Source organism: Micromonospora sp. NPDC047756 (assembly GCF_055587245.1).
Genome location: NZ_JBVJGQ010000003.1, coordinates 588,501 through 600,933 on the forward strand (window position 1 = coordinate 588,501; position 12,433 = coordinate 600,933).

Below are 12,433 nucleotides of genomic sequence, written 5' to 3' on the forward strand. Positions count from 1 at the left end.
TGGTGGCGGTGGCGAATCGATTCGCAGCGAATCGTATGACCTTTGTTTTATTTATGTCAATGAATGCGGTAACGGAGGGGTGACGCGCCGACCGCTGGTCGATCAGCCGGCGCGTCACCTCCTCGAAACGCCTACCGCCCCAGGAGCCGCCACGTCTGGTTCAACGGGCTGCCCTGGTTCACGGCCCTGCACGTCCACTGGTGGACCAGCGCGCCGGCCGCCGTGGAGACCGCGTTGACATCGACGCACTTGCCACTGTGCCGGGCGACGAGCTGGTAGTCGTGCGAGTCGTTGCCCGAGTAGGTCACCTTACGCAGAGCGAACTGCTGGTTGGAGCTGTTGAGGCAGGTCCACTGGTGCACCGCCGCGCCGTCGGCGGTGGACACGCCGCTGACGTCGAGGCACTTGCCACTCTGCTGGTTGACCACGGTGTAGGTGTTGGCCACACCGGCGACCGGGACGAAGTTCCAGAGCTGCTGGTCACCACCGTCGCAGTAGTTCTGCTGCTGGACGTTGCCGTCGGCGGTGCCCACGCCGGGGTTGTTGAGGCACTGCTGGGAGTGCTGGGCCACCGCCACCGACTGGAAGCCACCGTCGGACGGCGGCAGCAGCGTGACGGTGTACGTGTCGGTCTGGTTGGTGTACGGCAGGGTCACCGTGGCGTTGTTGTTGGACACCCCGACCACGCTGTTCGAGACGGTGACCGGCCCCGCCACCGCACCGCCACCGTTGTGCGGGATGCGTTGGGTGAGGACCCGGACCTGGTTGTTCTGCACGATCCCACTGGTGGTGTCCAGGCGTTGCAGGTTCACGGTCAGGTTCCCGGTGGTACGACCACCACCGACCAGGACCTTCGCCACTCCGGCCGTCTTCGTGGCGTAGGCGTCGTACGACTGGCTGGGGGTCACGGCGACGATCTCCCCGACCTGGGAGGCGTAGTAGCGGTAGTTCCACCACTCCCCCTTGGGCTGGTGCTGGCCGGCCGAGTTGCGAATCAGCAGGTTGCCGAGGTCGTTGTGCAAGCTGCCGCCGCTGGCCCAGTTCGCCCGCAGGCCGTCGGCCCGGGCCCGTTCCAGGCGCGCGATGTACCACGCGCCGTCGGCCGGGTTCTGCTCGTCGGGCGCGCCGTACTCGTTGATCTGGTAGGGACGCGGGTGGGCGATGCCGCGCGGGTCGAGGGTGGCGTTGGCGGCGGCGACGTTGGCGACCGGGTCACCGGGCAGCGAGTGCCAGCTGATGATGTCCGGCACCGTGTTCGTCGAGCGGACGAAGTCCAGGTACTGGTTCCAGAAGGCGTGGTTGGTCGACGGTACGCAGGCACAGCTCGGCCCGACGATGAGCTGGCTGGGGAACTCCGCGCGGATGCGCTGGTAGGTGCGCCGCCACAGCTCCAGGTACTGGGAGATCGGCCGGTTCCAGAAGATGGTGATGTTGGGCTCGTTCCAGATGTCCCACTGCACCGACAGCCCGGACGCCCGGACGTCGCTGATCAGCCGGGTCAGGAAGTTGTCGTAGTCGGTCCAGTTGCCGTTGTCACCGGGGAAGCGGGAGATCCCGGCGCCGTCGGCACCCCAGAGGTCGTGCGGCAGGATGATGAACTTTCCGCCGAGGGCTGTGGTGCGACGCGCCTGGGCGAGGGTGGAGTTCCAGCGACGGTCGTAGGTGCCTCCGACCCAGCCACTGCCCGGCAACTGCGCGCCGCCGGCGCGCATGTACTGGAACTTGACGTCCCGGTAGAAGTGGTCGGCCGGACCGCTGGCGTTCTCGGTCATGCCGTAGATCCAGCCGGAGGCGCGGTAGGTCGGCGCACCATTCGTGGTGGCGAAGTTGACGCTGATCGACTCGTCGGCAGCCTGGGCGGGGGACGGGACGACGGTGACGGCGGCAGCGGCGGCGAGCAGGCCGACGACGAGTCGGGCCACGAACACGCGGCCTCGTCCTGACCGGCCGGGGGACGGGGTTTTCACGGGCGGCTCCTTGGTGGGGCGCGGGGGACGCTCTCCGAGAGGGCAGCGCTTGCGAATCGATTCGCACGGATCGTAGGACCGGAGACTGAACGATGTCAATGAAATGACGGCGCGGTAACGCCCATGTTGCCCAGCCATCCTCCCGGCGCGACCAACTGACCCTTGACCTCCGGGCACGGCCAGACCTATCTTCGGGCGAACCGATTCGTCGAATCGGTTCGCCTCATGGTTGGGCTGCTCCAACCCGCGACGATCAACCGACGAACCCCACCTGACGATCGATTGAAGTGAGGCACCACATGACCGGATTCAGTCGTCGGCGGCGCCTGGCCGCCGTCGCCGTGATAGCTCTCGCCGCAGTGACAGGCAGCGCCTGCTCGTCGTCCGACGACGGCCCCGCGGACAGCGGCGCCTACCTCGTCTGGGACCCGTATCCACAGTTCGCCGACGACTCCGAGTGGGTGGCACTGCTCAAGAAGTGCGGCACCGACGCGGGGGTGACCGTCGAGCGGACCGGATACGACACCACCGACCTGACCAACAAGGCGCTGCTCGCCGCCCAGCAGGGAAACTCGCCGGACGTCCTGATCGTCGACAACCCGGTCATCTCCACCCTCGCCGAAGCCGGTGCGCTCACCACCACCGACGACAACAAGCTCGACGTCTCGGCAATGGAGAAGAACCTGCTCGGCGCCGGCCAGAGCGACGGAAAGACCTACGGCGTGCCGATCGGGGCGAACACCCTCGCCCTCTACTACAACAAGGACCTGCTCACCGCCGCCGGCGTCGATCCCGCCGCCGTCAAGGACTGGGTCTCGCTGACCGCGGCACTGACCACGGTCAAGGCCAAGGGAAAGAAGGGCATCACCTTCTCCGCGATCGGCACCGAGGAGGGCAGCTTCCAGTTCCTGCCCTGGTTCTGGGGGTCGGGCGCCCAACTGACGAGTCTGGACTCACCGCAGGCGGTGTCCGCGCTGACGCTCTGGACCGACTGGCTCAAGCAGGGCCACGCCCCGAACTCCGTCATCAACAACACCCAGACCACGAGTTGGCAGGAGTTCGCCACCGGCGACTACGCGTTCGCCGAGAACGGCACCTGGCAGCTGGCCAACGCGGAGAAGCTCGGCTTCTCGTACGGCACGATCCCGATCCCGGCCAGCGCGGGCGGCCCGGCCCCGGCGCCCACCGGCGGTGAGTTCGTCTCCATTCCGGTGCAGAAGAAGACCGGCCGGTACGAGACGTCGCAGAAGCTCGTGACCTGCCTGACCAACGCCGACAACCTCCTCACCACGGACACCACGCTGTCCTACGTCGCACCCGTCGCCGCCGTGCAGGATCGACAGGCCACAGCGGACCCCAAGCTCAAGGTCTGGGTGGAGGCGGTCCGGGCAGCCAAGGGCCGCACCGGTGACAACCTCGGCACGAAGTACCCGAAGATCTCCGAGGCGCTGTGGACCGCGGTGCAGTCGTCCCTCAGTGGCGGGAAGTCGCCACAGGAGGCACTGGCCGCCGCGCAGACCGCCGCCGCATCAAGGTAGCGAGCCCAACCGACACCATGCCCTCCACGACCGAGACCACTGCCGTACGAGACCAGGATGGGGCGGCTGCCGCCGCCCCATCCGGGCCTCCCCCGTCCCGCGCCCGCCGGCCCAATCGATGGATGGCGTGGGGCTTTCTGGCACCCGTCACCATCTACCTGGCGGCCTTCTACGCCTACCCGCTCTACCGCAACGTCGAGTTGAGCCTGCGCGAGTACACGGTCCGCTCGTTCGTGCAGGGCGGGGCGCCGTTCGCCGGCCTCGACAACTACCGGACGGTCCTGACCGACCCGGCCTTCGGGCCGACGCTGACCCACACCGTGGTCTTCACGGCGGCCTCGCTCGCCTTCCAGTTCACCATCGGCATGGCCCTGGCCCTCTTCTTCCACCAGCACTTTCCGCTGTCGCGCACGCTGCGGGCGTTGATCCTCGTACCGTGGCTGCTGCCCCTGATCGTCTCGGCGTCGACCTGGTCGTGGCTGCTCAACAGCGACTCGGGACTGGTCAACGCGGCGCTCGGCGTCGTCGGGGTCGACCCGGTCAACTGGCTCACCTCGCCGGGCTGGTCACTCACCTCGGTGATCATCGCGAACGTCTGGATCGGCATCCCGTTCAACCTGGTGGTGCTCTACAGCGGCCTGCAGGCGATACCGACCGAGATGTACGAGGCGTCCGCGCTCGACGGCGCGACGGGGTGGCAGCGGTTCTGGGGGATCACCTTCCCGTTGCTGCGTCCCGTCTCCCTGATCACGCTGCTGCTGGGGCTGATCTACACGCTGAAGGTCTTCGACATCATCTGGATCATGACGAAGGGTGGTCCAACCGACTCCTCGGCAACGCTGGCCACCTGGTCGTACCGGCTCGGCTTCGGCAACCTGCTGCCCGAGTTCGGGCCGGGCGCGGCCGTCGGCAACCTGCTCATCGTGCTGGCCCTGATCGCCGGGCTCGTCTACATCCGGATCGAACGGAGGCAGCAGCTGCGATGACCACCTCCACGCCGCGGGCCTGGTGGAAGACCGGCGTCGGCCTGGTGCTGACCGGGCTGATGCTCTTCCCCGTCTACTGGATGATCAACGTGTCCTTCACCCGGGACCAGGACATGCGAGCCAGTCCCCCGCACCTGTTCCCCACCAACGGCACCCTGGACGGCTACCGGGCGGTGCTCGACCAGCAACTGCCGTACCTCGGCACCAGCTTCCTGGTCGGCCTCGGCACTGTGGCCCTGACCGTGGCGCTGGCCGCCCCCGCCGGATACGCGCTGGCGAAGCTCCGGCCACCCGGCGGCCCGGCGCTGAGTTTCCTGCTGCTGATCGCGCAGATGATCCCGGGAATCATCATGGCGATGGGCTTCTACGCCATCTTCCTCACCCTCGGCGTCCTCAACACGCTGCCCGGCCTGATCCTGGCCGACACGACGCTCGCGGTGCCGTTCGCTGTCCTGATCTTCACGGCCTTCATGTCCGGCATCCCCGACGAGCTGCTCCAGGCCGCCGTGGTCGACGGCGCCGGTCGATTGCGGACCTTCTGGTCGGTCGTGCTGCCGGTCAGCCGCAACTCGATCGTCACGGTGTCGCTCTTCGCGTTCCTGTGGTCCTGGTCGGACTTCATCTTCGCCTCGACCCTGGCCGGGGGCGGCGACCACCAGCCGATCACCCTCGGCATCTACCACTACATCGGCAACAACAACCAGCAGTGGAACGCCATCATGGCCACCGCCGTCGTCGCCTCGATCCCCGCCGCCGTGCTGCTGGTCCTGGCCCAGCGCTACGTCTCGATGGGCGTGACCGCCGGCGCCGTCAAGGACTGACCAACCGGGGCGGTCCAGGACCGACCACCCGCACCACAGAGAGGCACCCGCCACCCATGACCGTCGCCCCGTCCGGTCCGGAGTTCGGAATCCAGGACATCCCGTTCAGCTACCGCGGATCCTGGTTCAACATCTCCCCGGTGGTAGCCGAGAAGACGTACGCCGACGACCTGCACCTGGTCTCGCACCAGACCGGGATGCACCCCGTACTGCGGCTCACCCCCACGGTCGCCGGCACCACTGTCGTCGCCACGCCCGCGCTGCTGACCTGGCGCAACGGGAACGACCGGATCGAGGCCGTCTACGACGGGCCGGACACCCTGCGGATCCGGGGGCACCGGCTCGGCCTGCGGGTGGCCGCCGCCGCACAGACCCTCACCCCCTTCAGCGGCAGCTACCTGTACGCCGACCCGGTCGACGGATCACATGTGTTCACCTCGTACGAGACCGGTCGCCGCTACCGGGTCACCGTGCTCTCCGGCGCTGCGCTGCGCACCCGGGGCACGCAGGCGCTCGGCACCGCCGACCGCTCCCTGGACCTTCCCGGCGACCAGCCCTGGGAGATCGCGATCGAGGAGTACGCCACCGCTCGCCGCCCGTACCGCGGATCCGTCACCTTCGAGCAGTTGTGCCGCGACCGGTTCGCGGAGTTCACCGCGTTCGTCGACGCGATCGCGCCCTGGCGCGGCCCGGAGACACCGGCCGCCGAGTTGGCCGCGTACGTCCTGTGGTCGGCCACCGTCGCCCCGGCGGGCTTCGTCACCCGACCCGCCGTCCTGATGTCCAAGCACTGGATGGACAAGGTGTGGAGCTGGGACCACTGCTTCAACGCGATCGCCCTGGCGGCCGGCGAGCCGGAGCTGGCCTGGCACCAGTTCCAGCTGCCCTTCGACCACCAGGACGAGACCGGCGCCCTCCCCGACTCGGTCACCCACTCCGAGGTACTGCACAACTACGTCAAGCCCCCCATCCACGGCTGGGCCCTGCGGCACCTGCGTCGACGCCTTCCCCAGCCGCCGGACCGGGCGGCGCTGGCGCAGACGTACGACCGGCTCGCCCGCTGGACCGGGTTCTGGCTCGACGCGCGACGCGCCCCCGGCCACGACCTGCCGCACTACCAGCACGGCAACGACAGTGGCTGGGACAACGCCACCACCTTCGACGACAACCGGGTCCTCGAGACGGCTGACCTCGCCGCGTTCCTGGTCTCGCAGCTTCGCTGTCTCGCCGACCTCGCCACCGAGCTGGGTGAGCCCGGCACCCGCTGGTCCCGGGAGGCCGACCGGATCCACGGAGCCATGCTGCGCGACCTGTGGGACGGCGAACGCTTCCACGCCCGGGACCCCCACACCGGGCACCGGCGAGCCAGCCGCAGCCTGCTCGACCTGATGCCGGTCGCGCTCGGGGCCGACCTTCCGGCCCCGGTCGCCGCCGCGCTGGCGCGCGGCGTCGAGACCCACCTGACCACGCACGGGCTGGCCACCGAGCCGACCGACTCGGCCCACTACCTCGCTGACGGCTACTGGCGCGGCCCGATCTGGGCGCCCTCCACCGTCCTGGTCGAGGACGGCCTGCGCCGGGCCGGGCAGACCAGGATCGCCGACGACATCAGCCGGCGGTTCCTCGCGCTGTGTGAGAAGTCCGGCTTCGCGGAGAACTTCGACGCCGAGACCGGCACCGGGCTGCGGGACCGCGCCTACACCTGGACCGCCAGCAGCTATCTCATCCTCGCCGCCGCCCAGGAGCAGCGGCGGGTCCGGGGCGGATAGTCGGGTCGGATCAGCGGCCCCGGACCGGGCCGGTGCTGGATCGCAACGAGATGGGCGGGCTGTAGAGGCGGTGTCGTGGCACGGCGCCGGGAGCCGCGATGATCTCCAGAAGGAGCGACACCGCCTCGGCGCCCATCTCGACCATCGGCACGTCGGCGGCGGTCAGCGGCGGGCGGAAATCCTCCGCCCAGTGCTGCGCGGCGACTCCGGTGACGGAGAAGTCGCGTGGCACGGACAGCCCGGCACCGGTCAACGCCCGCTGTATTCCGGGCAGTGCGGCCTCGTTGATGGTGGCCACCGCCGTGACCTCCGGGTGCGTCGCGAGCAGGTGCTCCATACACGCCTCACCGGAGGCGGTGTCGTCGCCGCTGCACACCTCCACGCCCGTCAACCCCCGCTCGGCCGCCGCCGTGCGGAAGCCGGTCAGCGCGCGATGACTGGGGCCGTACCCGGCGGCCACCAACTCGGCGGACCGGTTCACGAGTGCCACGTGCCGGTGCCCCAGGTCGGCCAGGTGCTGCACACATCGGGCGATCAGCCCGGCGTAGTCGATGTCGATCCAGCTCATCCCGTGCGGCTCGGCCGTCCGCCCGATGGTGACGAACGGCAGCCCGGCCTTGGTCAGCCGGGTCACCCGGTCGTCGGCCAGCCGGATCTCCATGAGGACCACACCGTCCACCCGTCGCCCGGTGACGATCCGCTCGAACGACCGGTCATGGTCGCCACCGGAGGGGGACAGCAGCACGTCGAGGTCGTGGCGGGCGGCGGCTTCGACGACGCTGGCGACGAAGCCGAGTTGCATGTCGGTCAGCCGCTGGCTCGCCGGCGGGATGACCAGCCCGAGGGTGCGGGTGCGCCCCTCCTTGAGTGCACGGGCGCTGGCGTTCGGCCGGTAGTCCAACTCGTCGATGACCGACTGGATCCGTTGCCGGGTCGCTGCCGACACGCTGCGTTTTCCGCTGAGCACGTAGGAAACGGTGCTGCGGGACACCCCCGCCCGGCGAGCGATCTCCCCGATGTTCATCAATCGCCCTCGAATCGATTTTTGCCCCGACACGGGGACGCACCTTCCTCCGCCGACCAGCATATCCGTCCTCAGGCTCATCGATCGATGACCAACGTGTGCCAACTAGCGTCAATAGATGGACGACCATTAATGTCACAGGTATGACGTGTGACGTCAATTCCGTCGCCGCAACCCACCCCCACCACGCACCCGAAAGGACCCGATGAACGTGCAGAGAAAGCTGGGTCGCCTGATGGCCGCCGCCGGGACCCTCTTCGTCCTCGTCGTCGGCGCCGGCGCCTACGTGGTCTCGGACGCCCCGGGCGTCGCCCACGCCGCCGGCACCGGTCCGTGCGACATCTACGCCTCCGGCGGCACGCCGTGCGTGGCCGCGCACAGCACCACCCGCGCGCTGTACGGCGCGTACAACGGCCCCCTCTACCAGGTCCGACGATCGTCGGACAACACCACCCGGGACGTCGGCGTGCTCAGCGAGGGCGGCTACGCCAACGCCGCCACCCAGGACACGTTCTGCGCCAACACCACCTGCGTCATCACGATCATCTACGACCAGTCCGGCCGCAACAACCGTCTCACCCAGGCACCACCCGGCGGCTTCGCCGGCCCCGCCCCCGGCGGATGGGACAACCTCGCCGACGCGAAGGCGGCCCCGGTCACCGTCGGCGGGCAGAAGGCGTACGGCGTCTACATCGCCCCCGGCACCGGCTACCGCAACAACAACACCAACGGTGTCGCCACCGGCGACCAGCCCGAGGGCATCTACGCGGTCGTCGACGGCACGCACTACAACCAGTGGTGCTGCTTCGACTACGGCAACGCGCAGACCAACAACCTCGCCGACGAACGCGCCATCATGGAGACCGTCTACTTCGGCGCCAACAAGCAGTGGGGCTACGGGGCTGGCGCCGGTCCCTGGATCATGGCCGACCTGGAGTGGGGACTGTTCTCCGGCGTCAACGCGGGCTACAACAACATCGCGTCGATCAACCACCGTTTCGTCACCGCCATGGTCAAGGGCGAGCCGAACCACTGGGCGATCCGGGGCGGCAACGCCCAGGCCGGCAGTCTGACGACCTACTTCGACGGGCCACGCCCCAGCGGCTACCACCCGATGAAGAAGGAGGGCGCCATCCTGCTCGGCATCGGCGGTGACAACAGCATCACCGGTCGCGGCACCTTCTTCGAGGGCGTGCTGACCTCCGGCTACCCGACGGCGGCCACCGAGAACGCCGTCCAGGCCAACATCAACGCCGCTGCCTACGCGCCGGCCGGCGGCGGCAACCCGCAACAGAACGTCCAGGTCGTGGGTGGCCAGTCCAGCCGCTGCGTCGACGTGCCGAACGCCAGCACCACGAACGGCACCCAGGTCCAGCTCTGGGACTGCATCAGCAACAGCACCGCCCAGCGCTGGACCTACACCGCTGGCAAACAACTCCAGGTGTACGGCAACAAGTGCCTGGACGCCTCCGGCCGGGGCACGGCCAACGGCACCCAGGTGATCATCTGGGACTGCAACGGTCAGAACAACCAGCAGTGGAACGTCAACAGCAACGGCACCATCACCAGTGTGCTGTCCGGGTTGTGTCTCGATGCCAACGCCGCCGGCACCGCCAACGGCACCAAGATCATCTTGTGGGCGTGCAACGGCGGCGCCAACCAGCAGTGGTCCACCCGTAGCTGACCCACCGCATGATCGATCGGTGGTGCCGCCCCCGGCACAACCGCCGGGGGCGGCACCACCGACGACTCAATCGCGCCGGATCACCCGCGCCACGGCAACCTCGCGCCGAGGTCGTTCGGCAGTTCGAACTCGTCACCAGCCCCGCCAGGACCGAGCACGCCGACTGCCGCGATCAGGTGGCGGCTCGGCCGTCGGTCAATCCGGATGGCCTGGCGACGCGTGCGTGACCCTGATTCTTAACGCCGATGTCACCACCCGATCCCACTGGTGACGTGTCGCTGTCCACCCGAAGGAGTTGGCTGCCAGTCGTCGCACTTGCCCTGACCAGGAGTTGATCCACGTGCCTTCGTCTCGCCGTACCTTTCTCGCCAGTGGCGCCGCCGCCGGCGTCGGCATTGCCGTCGCGGGCGGCCTGCCGTCCCTGGCCCAGGCCAGCCCGGCCCGGCCGCACCCGCCCGTGAAGCCCGGCACTGTGCCCTTCCCGCCGCTCGTGGACGACCCCAAGGGAATTCTGGCCCTGCCCAAGGGCTTCCGGTACACGGTGGTCACCCGGACCGGCGTCACCCGGCTCGACCGCGGTCAGGGCACCACCCCGTCGGACCACGACGGCATGGCCGTCTACGACGCCGGCCACGGCCGGTACACGCTGATCCAGAACCACGAGATCGACCCGGGCGCCGAGTTCGGCGTACCGCACGTCAAGGGCACTGTCTACGACGCGGGCGCCGTCGACGCCGGCGGTTGCACCGTGATCAAGACGGACCTCGCGGGCCGCAACCTCGGTGAGTTCGTCGCGCTCTCCGGCACCATCTCCAACTGCGCCGGCGGGCCGACCCCCTGGGGCACCTGGCTGACCTGCGAGGAGGCCGAGGACCGGGCCGGCGACACGTGGGAGGAGGGCAGCCGGTCCGGCGTCTACCAGAAGGACCACGGCTACGTCTTCGAGGTGTGGGCCGACGGCAGCGCCGACCCGAAGCCGATCAAGTGCCTGGGCCGCTACTCCCACGAGGCAGTGGCCGTCGACAAGGACCGCACCCGGGTCTACCTCTCCGAGGACGCCGACGAGCCCAACGGCCTCTTCTACCGCTGGACGGCACCCCACGGCGTCAAGCTGGGCCCGGGCGTGCTGACCCGCCTCGCACCGAACGCCGGCGTCCTCGCCGCGATGCAGATCATCATGGATGACGGTTCGGTGCTGCCGGACGTCGCCTACCTGACCTCCGCCCAGTTGGGCCGCCCCTTCCCGGTGCGCTGGATCGAGGTGCCCGACCGCGACGCGCGCACCACGCCGGTACGCGAGCAGTTCGCCGACGGCCAGGTCACCCGCGGACGCAAGTTCGAGGGCGTGTGGGCCACCGACGAGGGCGTGTACGTGGTCAACTCGTACGCCTGGGACGAGGGTGACCTGCCGGCGGACGCGGCACCGCACGACGGCATGGTCTGGTTCTACAACTTCAAGGACCAGACCATCCAGCTGGTGACGTACTTCCCGCACCAGACGCAGTCCGAGGAGGGCACGCCGGTCAAGTACACCGACATCACCTTCGACGGCCCGGACAACGTCACGGTCACCCCGTGGGGAAGCCTCGTGCTCGCCGAGGACGGGTCCGGCGCCTCGCACGTACTCAGCACGATCCCGGGCGGGCCCACGTACGCGATCGCCCGCAACCAGCTCAACGACTCGGAGTTCTGCGGGCCGACCTTCAGCGCGGACGGCAAGGTGCTCTTCGTCAACATGCAGGACCCGGGCCTCACCCTGGCCATCACCGGCCCCTGGGAGAAGTACCTGGGCTGAGCGAGCCCGAGTGTGGGGGGCCGGGCGACCCCGCCCGGCCCCCCACAGACTCGGCCGCGCTCACGAGACGGGCGGCGGGCGGCCCTAGTCGAGACAGAACTCGTTGCCCTCGACGTCCTGCATGTTGAGGCACGACTCGTTCTCGCCGTCGGCGAGCAACAACTGCCCGCGGACCGCGCCGAGCGGGATCAGCCGCGCGCATTCGGCCTCGAGGGCGGCCAGGCGCTCCTCCCCCACCAGCCCGGTGCCGACCCGCACGTCGAGGTGCACCCGGTTCTTGACGATCTTGCCCTCGGGCACCCGCTGGAAGTACAGGCGCGGGCCCACCCCCGACGGGTCACTGCACGCAAACCACGAACCCTGCTCGGAATTGACGTCCGCCCAGGAGGCGAACCCCTCCGGGACCGGCGGCGGGACGTAACCCAGCACCTCACACCAGAAACGGCCGACGCGCACCGGCTCGGCGCAGTCGAATGTCACTTGAACCTGCTTGACCGACATCCGTTCACCCTATGAGTCGCGCTGCCGCCGCTGCCCTCTCACCCCGGGCGGCAGGGGACGCGCACCGCACCCAGGGCACCGACGACGGCCCCGCAGACGTCAGTGCGTGCTCTGCGCTCTCGGTGTCGCCGCCACGCCCGAGCGCTTGACCAGGATCGCTCCGCCGGCGACGAAGATGACGCCGAGGATCACCCCGACGAGGTTGTTCTGGGCCAGGCTGGAGACGACCCCCAGCACGCCCACGACGATCGCCAGTACGCCGAGGACCCGCATCGTGTACCGACCGACAGACTTCGCCCGTTCATTCGTCATGGTGTGCCTTCTGCCCAGCGCGCCGATCGGGCAAAC

General features: G+C 69.1%; 10 protein-coding genes. 6 read left to right on the forward strand and 4 right to left on the reverse strand.

Annotated features, from left to right (window positions below):
• Positions 1-131: 131 nt before the first annotated feature.
• On the reverse strand, positions 132-1,928 hold the full coding sequence (locus ACZ6NZ_RS12025) for an RICIN domain-containing protein (RefSeq protein ID WP_465858161.1): 1,797 nt from the start codon (positions 1,926-1,928) through the stop codon (positions 132-134).
• A gap of 338 nt (positions 1,929-2,266) precedes the next feature.
• Here ACZ6NZ_RS12025 and ACZ6NZ_RS12030 point away from each other — a divergent pair, with 338 nt between their 5' ends.
• From ACZ6NZ_RS12030 to ACZ6NZ_RS12045, 4 genes are all read left to right on the forward strand, one after another.
• Complete coding sequence (locus tag ACZ6NZ_RS12030) at positions 2,267-3,505, forward strand: sugar ABC transporter substrate-binding protein (RefSeq protein WP_465858163.1); 1,239 nt, start codon at positions 2,267-2,269, stop codon at positions 3,503-3,505.
• Positions 3,506-3,627: 122 nt separating this feature from the next.
• Positions 3,628-4,491, forward strand: a complete 864-nt coding sequence (locus ACZ6NZ_RS12035; RefSeq protein ID WP_465858165.1) for a carbohydrate ABC transporter permease — start codon at positions 3,628-3,630, stop codon at positions 4,489-4,491.
• On the forward strand, positions 4,488-5,312 hold the full coding sequence (locus ACZ6NZ_RS12040; protein ID WP_366607654.1) for a carbohydrate ABC transporter permease: 825 nt from the start codon (positions 4,488-4,490) through the stop codon (positions 5,310-5,312). Before ACZ6NZ_RS12035 ends, ACZ6NZ_RS12040 begins: the two co-directional genes overlap by 4 nt.
• A 56-nt stretch (positions 5,313-5,368) precedes the next feature.
• Positions 5,369-7,081, forward strand: coding sequence for an amylo-alpha-1,6-glucosidase (locus ACZ6NZ_RS12045; RefSeq protein ID WP_465858168.1), 1,713 nt, complete (start codon positions 5,369-5,371; stop codon positions 7,079-7,081).
• A gap of 10 nt (positions 7,082-7,091) precedes the next feature.
• Here the strand turns inward: ACZ6NZ_RS12045 and ACZ6NZ_RS12050 are convergent, their stop codons facing one another.
• Positions 7,092-8,105: a LacI family DNA-binding transcriptional regulator gene (locus ACZ6NZ_RS12050; protein ID WP_366607650.1), complete on the reverse strand. Its 1,014-nt coding sequence runs from the start codon at positions 8,103-8,105 to the stop codon at positions 7,092-7,094.
• A gap of 205 nt (positions 8,106-8,310) precedes the next feature.
• Between ACZ6NZ_RS12050 and ACZ6NZ_RS12055 the strand changes: the two genes are divergently transcribed.
• Positions 8,311-9,789 carry an arabinofuranosidase catalytic domain-containing protein gene (locus ACZ6NZ_RS12055; RefSeq protein WP_465858170.1) on the forward strand — a complete coding sequence of 493 codons (1,479 nt, stop codon included), beginning with the start codon at positions 8,311-8,313 and terminating at the stop codon, positions 9,787-9,789.
• Between the two features lie 340 nt (positions 9,790-10,129).
• Positions 10,130-11,584, forward strand: coding sequence for an alkaline phosphatase PhoX (locus tag ACZ6NZ_RS12060; protein WP_465858172.1), 1,455 nt, complete (start codon positions 10,130-10,132; stop codon positions 11,582-11,584).
• An 84-nt stretch (positions 11,585-11,668) separates the two neighbouring features.
• On the opposite strand, the gene ACZ6NZ_RS12065 is transcribed toward ACZ6NZ_RS12060, so the two are convergent.
• Together ACZ6NZ_RS12065 and ACZ6NZ_RS12070 are read right to left on the reverse strand one after the other, a co-directional pair.
• On the reverse strand, positions 11,669-12,085 hold the full coding sequence (locus ACZ6NZ_RS12065) for a VOC family protein (RefSeq protein WP_465858174.1): 417 nt from the start codon (positions 12,083-12,085) through the stop codon (positions 11,669-11,671).
• Between the two features lie 99 nt (positions 12,086-12,184).
• Positions 12,185-12,397, reverse strand: coding sequence for a hypothetical protein (locus tag ACZ6NZ_RS12070; protein ID WP_465858176.1), 213 nt, complete (start codon positions 12,395-12,397; stop codon positions 12,185-12,187).
• Between the last annotated feature and the right edge of the window lie 36 nt (positions 12,398-12,433).

Excerpts from the sequence above, each read along its gene's own strand:
- ACZ6NZ_RS12055 (WP_465858170.1), top strand. The coding sequence starts at position 8,311 with ATGAACGTGCAGAGAAAGCTGGGTCGCCTGATGGCCGCCGCCGGGACC.
- ACZ6NZ_RS12030 (WP_465858163.1), top strand. The coding sequence starts at position 2,267 with ATGACCGGATTCAGTCGTCGGCGGCGCCTGGCCGCCGTCGCCGTGATA.
- ACZ6NZ_RS12070 (WP_465858176.1), bottom strand. The coding sequence starts at position 12,397 with ATGACGAATGAACGGGCGAAGTCTGTCGGTCGGTACACGATGCGGGTC.
- ACZ6NZ_RS12035 (WP_465858165.1), top strand. The coding sequence starts at position 3,628 with ATGGCGTGGGGCTTTCTGGCACCCGTCACCATCTACCTGGCGGCCTTC.
- ACZ6NZ_RS12050 (WP_366607650.1), bottom strand. The coding sequence starts at position 8,105 with ATGAACATCGGGGAGATCGCTCGCCGGGCGGGGGTGTCCCGCAGCACC.
- ACZ6NZ_RS12040 (WP_366607654.1), top strand. The coding sequence starts at position 4,488 with ATGACCACCTCCACGCCGCGGGCCTGGTGGAAGACCGGCGTCGGCCTG.
- ACZ6NZ_RS12065 (WP_465858174.1), bottom strand. The coding sequence starts at position 12,085 with ATGTCGGTCAAGCAGGTTCAAGTGACATTCGACTGCGCCGAGCCGGTG.
- ACZ6NZ_RS12045 (WP_465858168.1), top strand. The coding sequence starts at position 5,369 with ATGACCGTCGCCCCGTCCGGTCCGGAGTTCGGAATCCAGGACATCCCG.